General features: G+C 72.1%; 18 protein-coding genes and 1 pseudogene. 6 read left to right on the top strand and 13 right to left on the bottom strand.

The window, feature by feature from the left end:
* Positions 1–22: 22 nt before the first annotated feature.
* Positions 23–655 (bottom strand): TetR/AcrR family transcriptional regulator, encoded by a 633-nt coding sequence (locus tag ACFPIH_RS49035; protein WP_381185617.1) that lies wholly within the window; start codon positions 653–655, stop codon positions 23–25.
* A gap of 199 nt (positions 656–854) precedes the next feature.
* Here ACFPIH_RS49035 and ACFPIH_RS49030 point away from each other — a divergent pair, with 199 nt between their 5' ends.
* Both ACFPIH_RS49030 and ACFPIH_RS49025 read left to right on the top strand, forming a co-directional pair.
* Positions 855–1,658, top strand: a complete 804-nt coding sequence (locus tag ACFPIH_RS49030) for a phosphatase PAP2 family protein (protein WP_381185620.1) — start codon at positions 855–857, stop codon at positions 1,656–1,658.
* Positions 1,655–2,602, top strand: a complete 948-nt coding sequence (locus ACFPIH_RS49025) for a DMT family protein (protein ID WP_381185623.1) — start codon at positions 1,655–1,657, stop codon at positions 2,600–2,602. Before ACFPIH_RS49030 ends, ACFPIH_RS49025 begins: the two co-directional genes overlap by 4 nt.
* A gap of 42 nt (positions 2,603–2,644) precedes the next feature.
* Here the strand turns inward: ACFPIH_RS49025 and ACFPIH_RS49020 are convergent, their stop codons facing one another.
* Entirely contained in the window at positions 2,645–3,307 is a 663-nt protein-coding gene (locus tag ACFPIH_RS49020) for an LURP-one-related/scramblase family protein (protein WP_381185626.1), read from the bottom strand.
* Positions 3,308–3,331: 24 nt separating this feature from the next.
* Complete coding sequence (locus tag ACFPIH_RS49015; RefSeq protein WP_381185629.1) at positions 3,332–5,377, bottom strand: phosphocholine-specific phospholipase C; 2,046 nt, start codon at positions 5,375–5,377, stop codon at positions 3,332–3,334.
* Positions 5,378–5,790: 413 nt separating this feature from the next.
* Between ACFPIH_RS49015 and ACFPIH_RS49010 the strand changes: the two genes are divergently transcribed.
* Positions 5,791–6,699 (top strand): NAD-dependent epimerase/dehydratase family protein, encoded by a 909-nt coding sequence (locus ACFPIH_RS49010; RefSeq protein WP_381185631.1) that lies wholly within the window; start codon positions 5,791–5,793, stop codon positions 6,697–6,699.
* Positions 6,700–6,786: 87 nt separating this feature from the next.
* Here the strand turns inward: ACFPIH_RS49010 and ACFPIH_RS49005 are convergent, their stop codons facing one another.
* The 10 genes and pseudogenes from ACFPIH_RS49005 to ACFPIH_RS48960 all read right to left on the bottom strand — a co-directional run bounded on the left by ACFPIH_RS49005 (position 6,787) and on the right by ACFPIH_RS48960 (position 16,345).
* Positions 6,787–7,713, bottom strand: a complete 927-nt coding sequence (locus tag ACFPIH_RS49005) for a sugar phosphate isomerase/epimerase family protein (protein WP_381185633.1) — start codon at positions 7,711–7,713, stop codon at positions 6,787–6,789.
* Entirely contained in the window at positions 7,710–8,321 is a 612-nt protein-coding gene (locus ACFPIH_RS49000; protein ID WP_381185636.1) for a nucleoside deaminase, read from the bottom strand. The genes ACFPIH_RS49005 and ACFPIH_RS49000 overlap by 4 nt, the downstream gene beginning before the upstream one ends.
* Positions 8,322–8,363: 42 nt before the next feature.
* Positions 8,364–9,986 carry a GMC oxidoreductase gene (locus tag ACFPIH_RS48995; RefSeq protein WP_381185639.1) on the bottom strand — a complete coding sequence of 541 codons (1,623 nt, stop codon included), beginning with the start codon at positions 9,984–9,986 and terminating at the stop codon, positions 8,364–8,366.
* 31 nt (positions 9,987–10,017) lie between these two features.
* The gene (locus ACFPIH_RS48990) at positions 10,018–11,163 is read right to left on the bottom strand and encodes an ROK family transcriptional regulator (RefSeq protein ID WP_381185642.1); all 1,146 of its coding nucleotides are present in this window, start codon (positions 11,161–11,163) and stop codon (positions 10,018–10,020) included.
* The gene (locus ACFPIH_RS48985; RefSeq protein WP_381185645.1) at positions 11,157–12,482 is read right to left on the bottom strand and encodes a carboxylesterase family protein; all 1,326 of its coding nucleotides are present in this window, start codon (positions 12,480–12,482) and stop codon (positions 11,157–11,159) included. The genes ACFPIH_RS48990 and ACFPIH_RS48985 overlap by 7 nt, the downstream gene beginning before the upstream one ends.
* Before the next feature lie 14 nt (positions 12,483–12,496).
* The gene (locus tag ACFPIH_RS48980; protein ID WP_381185648.1) at positions 12,497–13,351 is read right to left on the bottom strand and encodes a carbohydrate ABC transporter permease; all 855 of its coding nucleotides are present in this window, start codon (positions 13,349–13,351) and stop codon (positions 12,497–12,499) included.
* Positions 13,348–14,307, bottom strand: a complete 960-nt coding sequence (locus tag ACFPIH_RS48975; protein ID WP_381185651.1) for a carbohydrate ABC transporter permease — start codon at positions 14,305–14,307, stop codon at positions 13,348–13,350. The genes ACFPIH_RS48980 and ACFPIH_RS48975 overlap by 4 nt, the downstream gene beginning before the upstream one ends.
* Before the next feature lie 7 nt (positions 14,308–14,314).
* Positions 14,315–15,616 carry an extracellular solute-binding protein gene (locus ACFPIH_RS48970; protein ID WP_381185654.1) on the bottom strand — a complete coding sequence of 434 codons (1,302 nt, stop codon included), beginning with the start codon at positions 15,614–15,616 and terminating at the stop codon, positions 14,315–14,317.
* A gap of 398 nt (positions 15,617–16,014) precedes the next feature.
* Positions 16,015–16,137: pseudogene (locus ACFPIH_RS48965) on the bottom strand (TetR/AcrR family transcriptional regulator); the annotation flags it as partial.
* Positions 16,138–16,141: 4 nt separating this feature from the next.
* The gene (locus ACFPIH_RS48960) at positions 16,142–16,345 is read right to left on the bottom strand and encodes a hypothetical protein (RefSeq protein WP_381185775.1); all 204 of its coding nucleotides are present in this window, start codon (positions 16,343–16,345) and stop codon (positions 16,142–16,144) included.
* A gap of 172 nt (positions 16,346–16,517) precedes the next feature.
* Between ACFPIH_RS48960 and ACFPIH_RS48955 the strand changes: the two genes are divergently transcribed.
* Genes ACFPIH_RS48955 through ACFPIH_RS48945 form a run of 3 tightly spaced genes read left to right on the top strand, consistent with a single transcriptional unit; the run spans position 16,518 to position 18,699 of the window.
* Positions 16,518–17,585 (top strand): aromatic ring-hydroxylating dioxygenase subunit alpha, encoded by a 1,068-nt coding sequence (locus tag ACFPIH_RS48955; RefSeq protein ID WP_381185657.1) that lies wholly within the window; start codon positions 16,518–16,520, stop codon positions 17,583–17,585.
* Entirely contained in the window at positions 17,582–17,764 is a 183-nt protein-coding gene (locus ACFPIH_RS48950) for a hypothetical protein (RefSeq protein ID WP_381185660.1), read from the top strand. Before ACFPIH_RS48955 ends, ACFPIH_RS48950 begins: the two co-directional genes overlap by 4 nt.
* Complete coding sequence (locus ACFPIH_RS48945) at positions 17,761–18,699, top strand: PDR/VanB family oxidoreductase (RefSeq protein WP_381185663.1); 939 nt, start codon at positions 17,761–17,763, stop codon at positions 18,697–18,699. The genes ACFPIH_RS48950 and ACFPIH_RS48945 overlap by 4 nt, the downstream gene beginning before the upstream one ends.
* Positions 18,700–18,832: the final 133 nt, after the last annotated feature.

Raw genomic sequence — 18,832 nt, 5'->3', positions numbered from 1 at the left:
CGGGAACGGCGGCCTGGGTCTTCTACGGTGACGCCGGCCCCGTACCGAGTCCGAGGGCGGGCAGTACGGCGGCCTCCACGAAGCGGACCAGGTACTCCGGGTCGGCGTACTCGCCGTCGACGACGGGCCGGGCGCGGATCACGCCGAACATCTGCGCCGGGATGTACTCCAGCGCGGGATGGCCGGCGGCGATCTCACCGCGTTCGACGCCGCGCTTCACGATCGTCCGCAGCGCCTCGATCTCGGGGTTGACCAGCGCCTCGCGCAGCGCCAGCGCGAGGTCCTCGTCGCCGTGGACCGCGTGGCCGAGCGCCTGCAGCAGCTTGCCGTCGTTCGTCGACCAGCGGCCGGTGGCCCGCGCCGCCTCGCGCAGGTCGTCGGCGAGCGATCCGGTGTCGATGCCGGCGAGCCGCGCGCTGCGCCGCGAGCGCAGGGCGGCCACGACGAACTGGGGCTTGGTCTTCCACTGCCGGTAGAGCGTGGACTTGCTGCACCGGGTGGTGGCCGCGACCCCTTCCATGGTGACCGCTTCGTATCCGCACTCGCGGATCTGTTCGAGGACGGCGTCGAAGAACTCCATCTCACGCTCGGGCGTGAGCTTGGAGCGGCGCGTTGCGGTGACCTGTTCCGGTCCCTCCGCGGCCTGCGACGTCATCGTCTCTTCCCCTCTCCGTTTCTATTCCGTCTCCACGCCTGATTCCAGTGTGGCGTATGTCAATCGATACGCCAGTGTACCGGTACTCGCGCGTATCGGTACACTGTCGTATCGGTACGACATCGTATCGATCGATCAAACACGATCGATCACACGCACCAGCGTGCAAACGCACCACCGTCAGCGAAGGGGCCGGGGGATGAATGCCCGCACCGAGCCTGCAGAAGCGGAACCGGCGACGCCGGCCCGGCCGCCCGTAGTCCGCGAGCTCCTGCTCGTCGCAGGACTCTTCCTTGTCTACAAGTTCGGGCGGCAGCTGGCCACCGGCCACACCGCCGAGGCCCTCCGCAACGCCCAGGACGTGTGGAACGCCGAACGGTGGCTGCGGCTGCCCGGCGAGGGCGCGGTGCAGTCCCTGCTGCTGCACGGCGACGTGCTCGCCAGGATCGCGAACACCTACTACGCGACCGTCCACTTCCCCGCCACCCTGGCCTTCCTGGTCTGGCTGTATCTGCGCCGCCCGGCGCACTACGTGTGGGCCCGCCGGGTGCTGGCCGCCGTCACCGCCGCCGCCCTGGTCCTGCATCTGGCGTTCCCGCTGGCCCCGCCGCGGATGCTGGCGGCGACGGGCCTGGTCGACACCGCGCGGGTGTACGGGCCCTCGGTGTACGGCCCGCCCAGCACGGACCACCTCTCGAACCAGTTCGCGGCGATGCCCTCGCTGCACTTCGGCTGGGCGCTGATGGTCGCGATCGGCCTGATCGTGGCAACCCGGTCGCGGTGGCGATGGCTGTGGCTGCTGCATCCGCTGCTGACCCTGCTGGTGATCGTGGGGACGGCGAACCACTACTGGCTCGACGCGGTCGTGGCGGGCGCGCTGCTCGGCATCGCGCTCGCGGTGATCCACGCGCCCGGGCGGTCGGCGACGACCGCGGAGCGCGGTGCGCGCCGGATCGTCCCGGCTCCGGCGGACGAGCAGGTCCTGGTGGGGGCGGCCCGATGAACGCCGACGCCACCCTCATAGCCGTCGTCCTGTCCCTGTTCTCCGCCGCCGCCTACGCGGCTGCGGCCGTCGCCCAGGAGCGGCTGGCCGCCCGCTCCCCCGGCGCGGGCCTGGTGCGCATGCTGGGCCGAGGCGCCTGGTGGGCGTCGGTGGGGCTGAACGCCTCCGCCGCGCTGCTGCACGTGGTGGCGCTGAAGTACGGTCCGCTGACCGTGGTGCAGCCGCTGGGCGCGCTCACGCTGGTCGCCGCGGTGCCGATGGGGGCGCGGGTCGCGGGGCGGCGGGTCACCGCGGCCGAGTGGCGGGGCACCGCCTACACGCTGGCGGGCCTGGCCGCGATCCTGGTCACGGCGTCGGGTCCGGCGCCCGACGATGTGCTGAGCCTGCCCGAGGCGGTCGCGGTGGCGGGCGCGACGGCGGCGGCGATCGGCCTGCTCGCCAGGCGCGGCGCCCGGCCCGGGCTGCGGCACGCGACCGCGTCCGGCTTCGCCTCCGGGGTCGCCTCGGCGCTCACCCAGACGGTGACGGTCGCGGCGACGGACCGCTCGGGCTCGCTGCTGAGCCTGGAGGTGGTCGGGGTGGCGCTGCTGGTCGCGGCGTTCGCGACGGCCGGGCTGCTGCTGTCGCAGACCGCCTACCGGGGCGGGCTCGGCGCTCCGCTGGCGATGGTGACGCTGGCCAACCCGGTGGCCGCCGCGGCGATCGGCCTCGTCCTGCTGGGCGAACGGCTCCAGGGCGGGGCGGCGGGCGTGCTGCTCGCCCTCGCGGGAGCGGGGTTCGCCGGGTGGGGCGTGGTCCTGCTCTCGCGGTCCACGCCGGAGCCGGTCCCCGAGGAGGAACATCCCGTGGCGGCGGTACTGGCCCTGCAGCCGGAGACGGCGTCGGCGGAGCCCGCGCTGCTGCCCCGGCCGGCGTCCGAGCCGGGGCATCTCACGCCGCTGTGACGGGGTGTCCCCTTCAAGTGGGTCACCCCAGGTTCAAGTGGGTCACCCCAGGCCGCGGGCGTCCTGCTTCAGGGCCGTGTCCACGGTCAGCGCGGTGGCGACCACCAGGCTCAGGAACGGTTCGGCGAGCGGGCGGTGGATCTGCAGGACGTAGTTGTCGGCGGTGGTGAACATCGTCTTGGCGAGGCCCTCCCAGGTCTTGGTGATCCGGGCGACCTCCGTCTCCGTGTGGTCGACGATGGCGAAGTTCCAGGCCCGCCAGTTCTCCGCCTTGATGGCGCCGACCTGCCGGCCGCCCGCGTTGATGGCGAAGTTGATCTTCCCGAAGACGTTCTGCTGGACGATCTCGCCGACCTGCTGCCCGTCGGGGCGGGTCACGACGACCCGTGACTTGAAGATCTTCGCGGGACGGGTCAGCAGCAGCACCGGCTGCCCGTGCGCGTCCCGGATCTCCAGCCTGTGCGTCAGGTACTGGTCGATGCTGGCGACGAACCGCAGCACCTTGCGCAGGGCGCTCTGGCCGACCTGGACGACCGAGCCGAGCTGGTTGCCCTGCTGGTCCATGACCTTGTACTCGTTGGTCAGCTCGATGAGCTTGGCCTTCTGGCTGACGACCAGGACGGGCTCACCGAACAGCGTGCCGGGGCCGCTGGGGGCGGCCCCGGCCTGCTGCGGTATGTCAGGAGTGTTCGAATGGGTGTTCACCGGGGCACAGTACCCCGGACCCGGCTACACCGTGGCGATCGCCGGATCGCTCACGCCGGGACGCCCGTTCTCGACATGTCCGGCGAACTGCCGTACGAACGCCGGGTCGGTGGCGGAGGTGACGGTGACGTCGTACCAGCGCCTGCCGGCCGCCAGGTCGACACTGTGCCTGACGACGGCGCCGGAGCGCACCTTGACCGTCGTGGTACGGCGGCCGTAGCCGTCCGCCAGCCTGAGCTCGGCCGTGCCGGACGCCTTGTTGGTGAAGGTCAGTTCGAGGCAACCGCCGGAGTGCCGCGCGGTCACCTCGACCCCCGCCTTCCTGCCCTTGAAGACGCGCAGGAAGCCGTTGGGCCCGTGCACGGTCAGATCGTACGAGCCTTTGCTGTACGCCGAGTTCCAGGTGTCGGAGACGGACCTGCCGGCTCCGGTGGTGTAACTCCAGGGCCCGTCGGTGCGGTTGCCGGAGGTGACCAGGAAGGCGGCGCCGGCCTCGGCCCCGGAGGCGAAGGTGAGGGTGAGCGTCCCGGCGGCGGCGTTCACCGAACCGTCCACGGAGGGCGCGTACTTGAGCGGCCGGGTGGGGCGGGAGCCGCGCTCCTGCCGGGGCAGGACGGGGTTGGCCGGCGGGGTGGGCACGTAGTCCGGGTGGCGGTCCTTGTCCGGCGGCTCGTATCCGTCGGTGTCGGGCAGCGCGACCGGGCGGGTGTCCTCCCGGCTGAAGTCGAACGCGGCGGTCAGGTCGCCGCAGACCGCGCGCCGCCAGGGCGAGATGTTGGGCTCGTGGACGCCGAAGCGGCGCTCCATGAAGCGGATGACCGAGGTGTGGTCGAGGGTCTCGGAGCAGACGTAACCGCCCTTGCTCCAGGGCGAGACGACGAGCATCGGCACACGCTGCCCGAGGCCGTAGGGGCCGGCGACATGGCCGCTGTCGCCGGTGAACACGTCCGGGCCGGTGTCGACCGTGGACTTGCCCTGTGCGGCGGAGGCGGGCGGGAACGCCGGGACCATGTGGTCGAAGAAGCCGTCGTTCTCGTCGTAGGTGATGAACAGGGCCGTCTTCGCCCACACCTTGGGGTCGGAGGTGAGCGCGTCCAGGACCTGGGCGACGTACCAGGCGCCGTAGTTGGCGGGCCAGTTGGGGTGCTCGGTGAAGGCCTCGGGAGCGACGATCCAGGAGATCTGCGGCAGCTTGCCGCCCTTGACGTCCGCCTTCAGCCGGTCGAAGAAGCCCTCGCCCTTTCGGGCGTCGGTACCGGTGCGGGCCTTGTCGTACAGCGGGTCGCCGGGCTGGGCGTTCTGGTACTGGGTGAAGTACAGCAGCGAGTTGTCGCCGTAGTTGCCGCGGTAGGCGTCCTGGATCCAGCCCCAGCTGCCGTTCTTGTCGAGACCGTCGCCGACGTCCTGGTAGATCTTCCAGGAGACCCCGGCCTCCTCCAGGCGTTCGGGGTACGTCGTCCAGCTGTAGCCCACCTCGTCGTTGCCGAGGACCGGGCCGCCGCCCTTGCCGTCGTTGCCTGTGTAACCGGTCCACAGGTAGTACCGGTTGGGGTCGGTCGAGCCGATGAACGAGCAGTGGTAGGCGTCGCAGATGGTGAAGGCGTCGGCGAGCGCGTAGTGGAACGGGATGTCCTTGCGGTTCAGGTACGCCATCGTGGTCGCGGACTTGGCCGCGATCCAGCCGTCGTACTTGCCGCCGTTGAACGCGGCGTGGCCGTCGTTCCAGCCGTGCGGGAGATCCTGGAGGAAGGCCAGGCCCAGGTCGTCGGCGTCGGGGTGGAACGGCAGGACGTCCTTGGTGCCGTCGGACTGGTGCCACACCGGCTTGCCGTTCGGGAGCGTCACCGGACGGGGGTCGCCGAAGCCGCGCACGCCCCTCAGGGTGCCGAAGTAGTGGTCGAAGGAGCGGTTCTCCTGCATCAGGACGACGATGTGCTCGACGTCCTCGATCGACCCCGTGCGGTGGTTCGCGGGCAGTGCGGCGGCACGCTCGATGCTGTTGGAGAGCGCGCTGAACGCCGTGGTGGCGCCCGCGAGTTGGAGGAAGCGACGCCGGTTGACCTCGGGCATGGGTGAGAAGCCTCTCGTGCGGAACGTGTGTCTGTGCCGGCCGGTACGTGACGGGAAGCGAGTGTTCCAAGGGCATCGAACGTCAGGGAAGGGTCCGGTGACGCCGATGTGAAGGTCGCCGGTACGCAAGATGTGCAGTGGGCCAAGGACCTCTCAAAGGCACCCAAAGCTTCGCCAAGGGGCCCCGTGGACACGGCAGTTGTGCCGGATGAAGTGCAGCTTCACCGCCCGGCCTGTCGCTGGGCTTCGACGAGCTGGTGCCCGACCTGATAAAGAATCAGAAGCAGCCGCACGCCTACGACGTCGAAGGCCACCGGCTCGACATCTGGCGCCCCCACGACCACGACCATCCGGGCCCGGCGCCGAGTCCACCCCCCACAAGTCCCCTCTCCTCAAGGGAGCCTGAGCACCACATGCGCATTCTCGTCCTGGGCTTCACCGGATATCTCGGAGCCCATGTCGCCGAACGGCTGCGCGCCCTGCCGGGTGCGCGGATCCTCGGCGCCGGCCGCTCCCCCGACGCGGACCACGGCGTCGACCTCGCCTCGGTCCGTCCGGAGGAGCTGGCCAAGACCCTGGCCTCGGCCGCGCCCGACGCGGTCGTCAACTGCGCGGGCGCGACCGGCGGCGACGCCGTGACCCTCGCCGAGGTCAACGCCCGCGGCCCGGCGGTGCTGTGCGCCGCGCTGCGGGAGGCGGCCCCCGGGGCCCGTCTGGTGCACCTGGGCTCGGCCGCCGAGTACGGGCCGGGCGAGCCGGGGAAGCCGGTCACGGAGTCCGCGGCGACCCGTCCGGCCGGCCCCTACGGCGCGACCAAGCTGGCGGGCACGGCCGTGGTCGCCTCGTCCGGCCTCGACTCGGTGGTGCTGCGGGTGGGCAACCCGGTGGGCCCCGGGGCGCCGGCCGCCGGGCTGCCGGGCCGGCTGGCGGCGCTGCTGCGGGACGCCGGCCGGGGCCCGGAGGCGGTGCTGCGGCTCGGCGACCTGTCGGCCCACCGTGACTTCGTGGACGTACGCGATGTGGCGCGGGCGGCCGAACTCGCGGTCACCGCGCCCGGACCGCTGCCGCCGGTGCTGAACATCGGCTCCGGCCGGGCCGTCCCGGTGCGCGAACTGGTCTACGGCCTGGCGGAGAAGGCCGGTTTCCGGGGTCGCATCGAGGAGAACGCGACGAGCGCGGCGGGTGGCCGTTCGATCCGCTCGGGCGACGTCGCCTGGCAGTGCTCCGCGATCGGCGCCGCCGCGAGGGCCCTGGGCTGGCACCCGGCGCACACCCTCGACGAGGCGCTGGCCGCGCTGTGGGAAGGCGACGGCTCACCGTGAGCCCGCTGGTTCCGCTGTATGCGCACCCGGCCGACCGGGATCGCGTGCGGTGCGCATGACCGGGAACGGATGTCTGAACCGTCGGCCTCATGCGCGGGCCGCGTGCACCACGGCTGTGCCCGCGCGGAGGGCGGCGACGGGGTCGGCGGCCTCGTCGAGTTCGATGAGGACGGTGCCGGCGCCGGGGGTGCGGGACATCGCGGCGGACCAGGACGGCCAGTCCACGACACCGGCGCCGAGGGCGGTCATGTAGGGCTGCTGCCGGGCGAACACCGTGTCGTCGACGATGAGTTCGACGTCGATGGGGCCGACCGCGTCCTTCCAGTGGGCGAGGGCGATGCGCGGGGTGTGGCGGCGGGCGACGGCCACGGGGTCGCCGCCCCCGAGGGCGATGTGGCAGGAGTCGGGGCACAGCCAGACGTAGCGCGGGTCGGTGAGCGCCATGAACAGGTCGATGTCCCGCTCGTACCAGAGGGTGCTGTTGGACTCGGTGTGGAAGGCGAGCCGTACGCCGTGCCGGGACACCGCCTCGCCGACCGCGTGCGCGACGTCGGCCATCCGCGTCATGTACGCGGCGTCGACGAAGAAGGGCGGGCGGGTGCCGAACGTCGTCCGCATGGGCAGCCCGGTGACGAGGAGGTCCGCGCCGGTCTCCGCCAGGAAGGCGGCGCGGCGCTCGGCGTCGGCGACGATCGCGGGCAGGGCGCCCTCCTGCCGCCAGTCCGGGGTGTCGCCGCCCGCCACGAAGGCGCTGACGACGTGCAGGCCGCGGTCGGCGAGAGCACGGCGGAAGGAGGCCGCGCTGCCGTAGGCACGCAGAGCGGAGTCCGGATCGCCGGGGGCGAAGGTCAGTTCGATGCCGGTGACTTCCGTCCCGGCGAGGGTGTCCATCACCCGTTCCCAGAACGCCCGGGGGTGGGCGGCGGCCCAGGTGCGCAGGGCTTCGGCGGAGTCGAGGTCCCAGAAGCGGGGGTGGTAGAAGGTGATGACGTCCGTCGCGAACCGTGTCCTCATGACGCACCGCCGCGCGCGTTGTAGACGACGACACCGGCCGCCTTGTCGACGGCCTCGCGGTAGTCGCGGAACACGGCGAGCGCCTCCTCGCGGAGTACGTCGTGGACGACCTCGATACCGCGGGCCTCGAACTGCTCGGCCCAGTCCGCGCCGAGGGGGCCCTCGTCGAAGGTGGTGATCTCCTCCAGTTCCGGACCCTCCCCCGCGACCACCAGACCGCGCACCCCGGACCACATGGCGGCGCCGTAACACTGCACGCAGGGACGCCAGTTGACGACCAGCTCGTGCGCGGGCAGCCCTTCGGCACCCAGGTCCCAGCCGCCGGTGGCGATCTGGGCGAGGCCCAGGGCGACGACCTCGGCATGGGCGCTGGAGACACCGGTGGCGAGGACGACGTTCACTCCGACGGAGACGATCCGCCCGGTCGCGCGCTCGGCGACCACCGCCGCGAACGGACCGCCGTTGCCCTCCCGCCAGTTGCGGTCGGCGAGGCGGTGCACGAGCCGCATCCGGTCCGCCGCGTCGGGGAGGACGGCGGGCAGGTCGGCGAGTTCGTCGTCGATCCAGGCCGGCAGGGCGACGCGGTATTCCTTCGCGATGTCGATCACGTCGGGCCTTTCAGTGGGGTCGGGTCACATGGGTCGATGGGGTCAGTAGGGTCGGCTGAGCACAGTGTTCCGCGCGGTCACGGCTCGGGCGGCGCGCACCGCGGTGACCGCGCCGGTGAGGGTGACGTTGGCGGCCATCGGGGTGGGGATCACTCCGTTGCCGGCGAGGTAGAGGTTGTCGTAGCCCCACACCCTGCCGTCGGGGTCGCAGACGCTGGTGCCGTCGTCGGCGGCGCCTGCCCGGACGGTGCCGGTGAGGTGCAGGGAGGATCCCGGCGGCAGCAGCGCCCGCTCGGTCACGGGGTCGAAGGGGCCGAACTCCTCGGCCAGGGAACGGACTTCGTCGAGGGCCCGGCCGATCAGCGCGCGGTCGGCGGCGGAGTAGCCGAACTCGACGCCGATCCTGGGCAGTCCGGCCAGGTCCGACTCGGTCGGCGAGAACACCAGCCGGTTCTCGGGGCGGGACTCGACGGGGACGTACAGGGAGACGCCGACGGAGTGGGCGAGGGGCCGGCCGCCCTCGTCGACGTAGGTGCGGTTCATGATCTGGCCGTGGAAGGGCTGGGCCGGGCCGTTGTGCGGCAGCCAGAGGGAGTCGGTGCTGAACTCGCCGGGGCGCGGCAGCGGCAGGTCGTCGAGGGTGAGGCCGAAGCGGTCCAGGTCGAGCAGGACCCGGGCGGTGACGAAGGCGTGCTCGTTGAGGTGCCGGCCGAGCGCCGGGGGGCGGATGCCGGAGGCGTACAGGAGTTGCGGGGTGCGCAGCGCGTCGGCGCACACCACGACCGTGTCCGCGTGGAGTTCGTACTCCGTGCCGTCGGCGACCCGCCGCAGCCGGGCACCGGTGATCCGCCCGCCGGTGTGGAGCAGCTCGGTGACGAGCGTGCCGGTGAGCAGGGTGAACCCGGGGTCACCTCCGGTGGCCAGGGCCGGGAGGATGGTGCCGGGGGCGGTGCGCGGCATGGGCCCGGAGGGGGTGACGGTGACGGCCATGGGCATGGGCTGGGGGCGGCGGTCGCCGGGGGCGGGGCGCGTGTTGGCGGGGCTGGTGGTGTCGGGGCCAGGGCCCGGGGTGCCGGGGCCGCCGCCGCTGGGGCCAGGGCCGGCCAGGCCGCGGCCGGGGTCGGCGTAGCGCCCGCGCAGGACGTCGAGTACGAGGTGTCCGACCCCGGTCGGGCCGATCGCGGCGGGGGCGACCCCGAGGAGCCGGTGGGCGGTGTCGAGGTCGGCGGACCAGCCGGCGGGGTCGCCGAAGTCGAACACCTCCTCGCCCGCGGGCCACGGGGTCGCGGCGGTCCAGTGCACGCCCATGCCGCCCGCGTTCCAGGCGAGCGCGGCCCGGGGCATCGCCTCGGTGTCCTCGCCGAAGGCCAGCGCGTGGAACATGCCGGGCGGCAGCTCGGCGAGGCGGCCGGGGGCCTCGCGGACCACCTCGGCGCCCGTGTACATGCCCTGGATACCGGTGGCCACCTGTTCGTTGTGGCGTGCCCACAGCTCCGGGTCGTCGAGGTCGTGCAGATGCAGCCCGGCGGCCGGGCCGATCGCGGTGCCGCCGTCGGCCATCGTGATGCGCAGGCCGGGGTCGCCCTCGCGCAGCAGCCGGGCGACGACGGCGCCCATGATGCCGCTGCCCACGACGAGGACGTCGGTACGGGGGGTGTGGGTCACGGGTGGGACTCCCTGTGGGGGGCGGGCGCGGTCACGCGCTCGGGACGAGGGGGCCGAACAGTTCGGTGTCCATGCGGTCGAGGGCGAGTTTCACGGCGCCGATCAGCGGCGCGTCGTGGCCCAGGCCGGTGGCACGGAGTTCGACGGCGGGGGTGCGGGCCGCGCGCAGGGCGGCGCGGACCCGGGGCAGCAGCACGTCGGCCGCGTCCTCCAGTCCGCCGCCGAGCACGATGAGCGAGGGTGCGACGGTCCAGGACAGGGTGGTGAGGATCGACGCGATGTTCTCCACGAACTCGTCGACCTCGGCGAGCGCGGCCGGTTCCCCGGCGCGGGCCGCGGCGAACCGGCCCAGGGCGACGGCCCGTCGGGCGGCCCGTGGTGAGGTGAGCCAGGCCACGGGACGGTCCTCGACCGACCCGGCCGGCAGCGACACCGCTTCGACGATCTCGCCGGCGGCGCCGTCGAGCCCCCGGTGCACGGCCCCCCGGATGAGGATGCCGAGGCCGGTACGGTTGCCGAGCATCGCCCATACGACGTTGTCGTGGTCACCGGCCACACCCCGCCAACGCTCCGCGAGCGCACCGAGGTTGGTGTCGTTGTCGGCGAACCAGGGCACCGTCACGCGTCGCGCGAGTTCCTCGGGCAGATGGACGCCCTCCCAGCGGGTGGTGTGCACCAGACGCCGTACGACTCCCTCGTCGTCGATCGCGCCACCGCTCGCGACGGCACCCGCCCGCAGCCGGTCGGGCGAGCCGCCGGCGTCGTCGAGCGCCGCCAGGACCAGCGCCGCCGCGTCGTCGAGGGTGGCGTACGGGTCCTGGTAGGCGCGCAGTTGACGGTGCGCCCGGCCCAGGATGCGGCCACGCACGTCGGCGACGACCGCGGACACATCGACGGTGGTGATCCGTACGGCGGCCAACAGGGCGTGTTCGGCACGGAGTTCGTAGCGGCGGGCCGGGCGCCCGGCGGAGCCGCTGACCGGGACGCGGTCCAACTCGGCGACCCAGCCCGCCTCGACGAGCGAGTCCAGAATCAACTCGATGGTGCGGCGGGAGAGTCCGGTGCGTCCGGAGAGCGCGGTCATCGTCGTCGGACCGGCCGACACGGCCAACGCCCTCAGGATCACGGCGGTGTTGACGCGTCGTACGGCGCTCTGGTTCATACCGGACATCAGCACGCCGCCGCTCCCGCCGCCGGGACCACGGGGTCGTAGAGGCCGGTGGTGTCGACGACCGGCGTACCGTACGCGCGCACCGGATCGCCCGGCCCGCCGGTCGCCCGTCCCCAGCCCGGTGTCCCGCCGCGGACGAAGCCGACCAGGTCGGCGTGCATCCGGGTGGCCAGGTCGGACGGCGGGTTCGGGCCGAGGGCCTCGGGGACGCCCGGGGCGTCGAGGAGGTCGAAGAAGAACGGCAGGTCGGTGCAGTGCGCGGAGCCGCCGAGCATCGGGGAAGGCCACTCGAAGGAGTACAGCCAGGTTCCGGCGGGGGCGGCGCGCCGGGCCGCCGCGGCGCGCGGGCAGGCGGCGCGGAAGAGGGTGTCGGTGAGCCTGCCGCCCGCCGCGCGTGCGGCGGGGTCGGCGGGCCGGTCGAACTCGTCGCCGGTCGCGCCGAGCAGCAGCGGTACGTCGTGCCCGTGCACGGCGAGTCCCTCGGCGGCCGGGACCGGCAGCAGGTCGTCATCGCCGCCGACGGTCGGGCCGAGGACGAGGACATCGTCGGCGTCGGCGTCGCTGCGCAGATCCAGGACGGCGCGCTGGAGCCGCTCGGGCGGGCAGGTGCCGAGTCCCGCCCGGGTCGGCGGTACACCGAGGGTGTGCGCGAGGCGCTCCACGAACCCGTTCGCCGCGACCTCGAAGAAGCCGCCGGAGAGACTGGCCGCCCGCTGGAACCGCCCGTGCCCGGCGGGTGACGACAGCAGTGCGAGTACCGCCGCTCCCCCGGCCGACTGGCCGGCCAGGGTGATCCGCTCGGGGTCGCCGCCGAACGCGGCGATGTTCTCCCGCACCCAGTCCAGGGCGAGCAGCAGATCGCGCAGCCCGAGGTTCGCGGGGACGCCGTCCAGCGGGGCGAAGCCGTCCACGCCGAGCCGGTAGCCGGCCGTGACGAGGACGACGCCGTCGCGGGCGAAGGCGCGCCCGTCGTACCAGGGGCCGGCCGGGCTGCCCCCGAGGAAGCCGCCGCCGTGGACCCACACGAGGACCGGCCAGGGGATAGGGCTGTCGTCCGCCGCCGGGGCCGTGACGGTGAGGTTCAGTATGTCGTCGCCGGGGATCGACGGCTCCGGCACGGTGGTCGTCGCGGACAGCTGTACGCGCTGTGCGGTGGCGCCGGGCCGCGACGCGTCGAAGGGTTCCCGGAACGGGCCGCGCGGGACGGGTGCGGCGAACCGCCGTGCGCCGACGGGGGGTTCGGCGTACGGGATGCCCGAGAAGCGCCGTACGGCGCCGAGTTGGCGGCCGACGATCGTGCCGGCGGGAGCGTGCACGGTGGTCACGGTATTCATGGTGTTCACCGCATTCCCGTTCCGGCGATGCCCTGCACGAAGTAACGCTGCAGGCAGAGGAAGAGCACGAGCACCGGAAGCATCACGACGATCGCGCCGGCGAGCATCAGGCCGTAGTCGGTGACGTGCGCCGCCGCCTGGCTGGTCGCGGCCAGGCCCACCGGGAGCGTGTAGGTGGACATGCTCTGGGCGACGATCAGCGGCCAGATGAAGTTGTTCCAGGAGGCGAGGAACGACATGATCGTGATCGTGGCGACGGCGGGTCCGGCCAGCGGGAGGAAGATCCGGAAGAAGATCCGGAACTCGCCCGCGCCGTCGATGCGGGCCGCTTCGAGGAGTTCGTCGGGGATCGACAGCGCGTACTGCCGCATGATGAAGACGGACATGGGCATCGCCGCCCAGGGCAGGGCGATTCCGGTGAGGGTGTCCGCGAGCCCCAGGTCGACGGTGATGACGAACTGGGTGACGAACACCGCCGTGAACGGCACCATCATCGCCGCCATGACCGCGCCGAACGCGAGCCGCTTTCCCGCGAAGTCCAGCTTGGCGAGCGCGTATCCGGCGGCGGAGGCCGCCACGACGTTCCCGGCGACGACGATCACCGCGACGACGACGCTGTTGGCGAGGAACCGGCCGAAGCCCTCGGTCGCGAACAGCCGGGTGAAGTTGGAGAGGGTGAGGTGGTGCGGGAGCCAGGCGCCGGGGTCGGAGCGGATCTCGTCGAGGCTGCGCAGCGAGCCGCTGACCACCCAGACGAACGGGAGCAGTGTGAGCAGCGCGCACAGGACGAGGGCGGTGTAGAGCAGCGGCCGGCCGACGGTTCGGGGGGCTTGGCGGGGGGTGGCTCGCAGGGTTGTCATGTGCGGGACCTCAGCAGCCGGAACTGGACGGCGCTCACGACGGCCACCAGCACCAGTGTCACGAAGGACGCCGCCGACGACGTACCGAACTCGCCGGAACCGAACTGGCGGTAGGTGTACAGGGCGACGGACTCGGTGGAGCCGAGCGGGCCGCCGCCCGTGAGGAGGTAGGGCTCGTCGAACACCTGGAGGTAGAAGACGGTCAGCAGGACGGAGACCATGAGGGTGGTCGGCAGCAGCAACGGCAGCGTGACGTAACGGAGTTGCCGCCAGCGGCCGGCTCCGTCGAGGGCTGCGGCCTCGTAGACGTCCCGGGGAATGGCCTGGAGCCCGGCGAGGAACAGCACCATCGCGGTGCCGAAGTTGCGCCACACACCGAGCAGGATGACGACGGGCATGGCCAGATGCGGGTCGTCGAGCCAGTCGGGTCCGGCGAGACCGGCCGCGCCGAGCACCTTGTTGACGGTGCCGTCGGCGTTGAAGGCGTACTGCCAGATCAGGGCGACGGCCACGATGTTGGTGACGACCGGCGCGAAGAACACCGTACGGAACACGCCGCGCAGCCGCCGGATCCCGGAGTCGAGGGCGAGGGCCAGGGCGAAGCCGATGCCCATGGTCAGCGGTACACCGACGGCGACGAACACGGCGGTGTTCAGGATGTCCCGCAGGAAGGTCGGGTCCTCGATCAGCCGCAGGTAGTTGTCGAAGCCGGTGAAGTCGACGGCGAACGGGGTGCGCAGGTCGGCGCCGCGCAGATCGGTGAGGCTGAAGCCGAGGGCGGCGACGGTGGGGATCAGCGTGTAGAGCAGGAAGACGAGGGCGAAGGGGGCGAGGAACAGCCAGGCGACGGCCGTCCGGCGGGCGCCGGAGCGGGGGCGCCGGGCGGCTGGGGGTGTCGGCCGCGCCGCCTTCGGAAGCGGTTTCCCCCGTGTCTCCGGGAGCGCTGTGGTCGTCATCGGCGGCTCACTTCGACCCGGTGCCGACGCTCTCGGCGTACGCCTGGATGTTCCCGGCCGCCTTCTCCGCGCTCTGCCTGCCCTTGGCGACGGCCTCCATCTCCTTGCCCATCCGGGTCGCGACCTGCTGCCAGGTGGCGACCTGCGGGAACGTCCGGGTGTTCTTGAGCTGGGTGAAGAAGGCGTCGAGCAGCGGCTGGCCCTTGATCGCCGAGTCGTCCCAGGCGGAGATGACGGCGGGCAGCGAGCCGTACGCCTTGTACTGCGCGACCTGGGTGGCCGGCTGCGCGAGATGGCGGACGAACTTCCAGGACGCGTCCGCGTTGCCGCTGTCGGCGAGGACGCCCCAACTGCCGCCCGCCGAGAAGGAGACGCTGCCCGAGGAGCCCGCGGGCAGCGGGGCGGTGGCGACGTGGGACGCGGTCCAGCCGGTCTTCTTCGCGGCGGCGTCGAGCTGGCCGATGACCCACGGTCCGGTGATCATGCTCGCGGTCCTGCCGGAGACGAAGTACGGCTGTGCGTCGAGGAAGGTGGGGCCGCCGGTGTCGGCGGTCCCGGCCGTGAAGAAGGAGGCGTTGTACTTCAGCGCGGCGACCGTCTCGGGGGTGTCGAGGGTCCACTTCCCGGCGGAGGAGAGGAACGAGCCGCCGGCCTGCCAGGCGTACATCGCGACGTCCTGGCCGTTGAAGACGTCCCAGCCGATGTCGGCGCCGAGTCCGTGCCCGGCGCCGGCGCGCTGGAGCGCCTTCAGGAACGGTGTCATGTCGTCCCAGGTGGCCGGCGCCGTCACCCCGGCCTTCTTCGCGAGGTCGGCGCGGTAGACGAGGGCGTACGTGTATGCGTACCACGGCACTGTGTATGCCACGTCGTCGACGACGCCCGCGTCCCAGAGGCTCTTGAAGAAGCCGCCGGAGTCCACGAGGCCGTCGGGGACGGGCTTCAGGGTCTGCGCGTCGAGGAACTGCGCCTGCGACTCGGGGAAGAACTGCGCGACGTCCGGTCCCTTGCCCGCGGCGATCGCCGCCTGGAGCTTGGTGTAGTACTCGGCGTTCGGGATCAGCGTGAACGTGACGTCCACGTCCGGGTTGGCCTTCTCGAACGGCTTGATGACCTTGGCGAGCACGTCGGCGTCGCCCTGCGCGGCCCAGACGCTGACGCGTCCGGTGGCCGGGGAGCTGTCGACGGGCTTGGCACTGCCGGCGGCTGCGGCCGTGCCGTCGTCGCGCCCGCAGCCCGCCAGGGGCAGGGCCGAACCGAGGGTGACACCGGCGGCGAGTCTGAGGGCGCCGCGGCGGGAGAGGTGGGGCACGGGGAAACTCCTGTCTCATGGAGGGCGCTGAAGACAGAGCGATATGGGTGGTATGCGGAGATGTGCGGAGCGCTATTCGCGGAGAAGTAGCGTTATGGGCGGTGTGCGCCCGGCAGCCATGACGCTACGAAGGGCGTGTTTCGGCCACGTGGCGGGCCTCGCCCCGAATAATTTCGGAACTTGTAGCGAAATCGAGAGCGGTGCTGCGCGGCCTGCTTGCGCCGCCGTTTCGCTACGGTCGGCGGGATCGCGGATCCCAGCCACCGGATACGGGAACCGGGAACCGGGAACCGGGAACCTGCCGACCCGATCCCGGCTACCGGCTACCGGCTACCGGCTACCGGCTACCGGCTACCGAATCCTGTCTACCGCCTACCGCCTACTGCCTACTGGATCCCGGCCGCTGTCAGGAGGGTGTCGACCGACATCGAGCGTGTGGACACCCCGGCGGCCTTGCACAGCGCCTCGACGCCGATCCCGACGCCCTCGGTGCAGGCGAGCGTGGCGGCGGCGTCCAGCAGGCGGTCACGGGAGCCGGGCTCCCGGTGGGTAGGGCGTGGCCGGGGCCGGGTACCACGGCGCGAGCTGCGGGTACAGGGCGGTCACGTCGTCCGACAGGAATCCCTTGACCTGCCGGGTGAAATCGTCGGCCAGCACCTCGTACGCTCCCGCCTCCACACCGTCGAGCGCGGCCACGGCGACGCCCTGGTCACCTGCACGGCAACCCACGGCCGCCCGCTCATCGAAAGCGTTCGCCGAAACGAACACTCTGACCAGCCCTTTCACGAGAGCTCTTCCGTCTCACGGAAGCCGTCTTGCGGTGCCACCGCAAGGGTCACGACTCTGATTCCAACCACGGCACGCGGGGCGACGGCGCCCCGCCGACAGGGACGGGAAGCCCATGCCTCACACGACCGCCTTCGCCAGGAACCAGTGGTACGTCGCCGCCTACAGCCACGAGGTCGGGCGGGAGGAACTGCTCGGCCGGACGATTCTCGGTGAGCCGCTCGTCTTCTACCGCACCGAGGGCGACGGCACGCCGGTCGCGCTGCACGACCGCTGTGTGCACCGCCGGTTCCCGCTCTCCGAGAGCCGACTCGACGGCGACCGGATCGTGTGCGGCTACCACGGCTTCACCTACGACACGACCGGCACCTGTGTGTACGTACCGGGGCAGAAACGTGTCCCCCGCACCGCCCGCGTCGCCTCCTATCCGGTCGTCGAGCAGGACTCGCTGGTGTGGGTGTGGATAGGCGACCCGGCGCTGGCCGACCCGCAGACCATTCCGCGCGCCCGGCACCTCGACTCCCCGGGCTGGACGACCGTATGCGGTATGGAGCCGATCGACGCCGACTACGGTCTGCTCGTCGACAATCTCCTCGACCTGTCCCACGAGACGTATCTGCACGGCGGCTACATCGGCACCCCCGAGGTCGCCGAGACGCCGATCACCACGGAGGTCGACGAGGGCGCCGGGATCGTCCGGGTCAGCCGGCACATGGACGACGCCGAGTGCCCGCCGTTCTACGCCCGTTCGACCGGCATCGAGGGGCGGATCACCCGCTGGCAGGACATCGAGTACCACGCCCCGTGCCTGTATCTGCTGCACAGCCGGATCGCGCCGGTGGGCGTGCTGCCGGAGGCCGACGGCAGCGACCCGAACGGTTTCCACACCGAGATCACCTACGCGATCACCCCGTCCGCGGACGGCAAGGTGTACGACTTCTGGATGGTCTCCCGGGACTGGGCGACGGAGGACGACGAGGTCACCGCGTTCCTGCGGGGCAACAACCACACCGTGGTGATGCAGGACGTCGACGCGCTCAACCTGCTGCAGCGCACGCTCGGCACCGAGCGCACCGGCTACCAGGAGCTGAGCATCAACATCGACACCGGTGGCCTGGCCGCCCGCCGTATCCTCGCCCGGTTGGTCGAGGAGGGCGACAAGCCGGTGGAGCCGGCGCTGTGAGCAGCCCGACGGGCGAGATCTACCGCATCGACTGGCTGCCGGGCACCGACGTGCTGCACGGCACCTGTCACTGCGGCGCCGAGCACTCCGCCCAGGACCCGGTCGAGATGTGGGAGTGGATGCTGGGCCACCCCGAAGGCCACGAGCCGGCCCCCGAGTTGCGAGGAAGCACCTCATGAACGACGCGTACGAAGCCGAACTCGTCGTGGAGCGACTGGAGTCCGCGGCGGAGGGGGTCGTGGCGCTCACCCTGCGCCACCCGCTCGGCGAGCGACTCCCCGCCTGGGAACCGGGCGCCCACGTCGACCTCGTCCTCGGTCCGGGGCTGGAGCGCCAGTACTCGCTGTGCGGCGACCCGGCGGATCACACGGCATGGCGGGTAGCGGTCCTGCGCGAGCCCGCCGGGCGGGGCGGATCGGCCCATGTGCACGAGCAGTTGGGGCAGGGCGACAAGGTTCGGGTGCGCGGCCCGCGCAACCACTTCGCCCTGCGCCCGGCTCCCCGGTACCGGTTCGTCGCGGGCGGGATCGGCATCACCCCCGTCCTGCCGATGCTGGCGGCGGCCGAGGCGGCGGGCGCCGAGTGGACGCTCCTGTACGGCGGACGCAGCCGTGAATCCATGGCGTTCACCGAGGAGTTGGCACGGTACGGCGACCGGGTCACCGTCGCACCGCAGGACGAGACCGGGCTGCTCGACCTCGGTCCGGTGCTCGACGCGCTGCCCGAGGGAACCCTGGTCTACTGCTGCGGTCCCGGTCCGCTGCTCGACGCGGTGGAGGAGCGCTGCCCGGCCGGCGCGCTGCACGTCGAGCGGTTCCAGCCCAAGGAGCAACAGACGGACGGCGACACCGAGTTCGAGGTCGAGCTCGCGCAGAGCGGCCGTACGCTGACCGTGGCCGCCGGTGTCTCCGTCCTCGACACCGTGCGGGCCGCCGGCGTGGAGGTGCTGTTCTCCTGCGCCGAGGGCACCTGCGGCACCTGCGAGACGGAGGTGCTGGAGGGCACCCCCGACCACCGGGACTCCGTGCTCACGGACGAGGAACGCGAGGCCGGGGAGACGATGATGATCTGCGTGTCACGCTGCCGCGGGAGGAAACTCGTTCTCGATCTCTGACGGATCCCCGCCGCAGACTGTCAACAATTTCGTCAGCCAAAAGCATTGACCCGGTACGACGCCACGATCTACGTTCCCTGCACGCCAATCGAGCACTACTGTGCGACGAACGCACAGCCTGTCGGAACACCGT

It is taken from the genome of Streptomyces vulcanius (assembly GCF_042653945.1).
GTDB lineage: Bacteria > Actinomycetota > Actinomycetes > Streptomycetales > Streptomycetaceae > Streptomyces > Streptomyces mangrovi.
The sequence above is the reverse complement of the archived record's forward strand: the minus strand, read 5'-3'. Positions and strand labels throughout refer to the sequence as shown.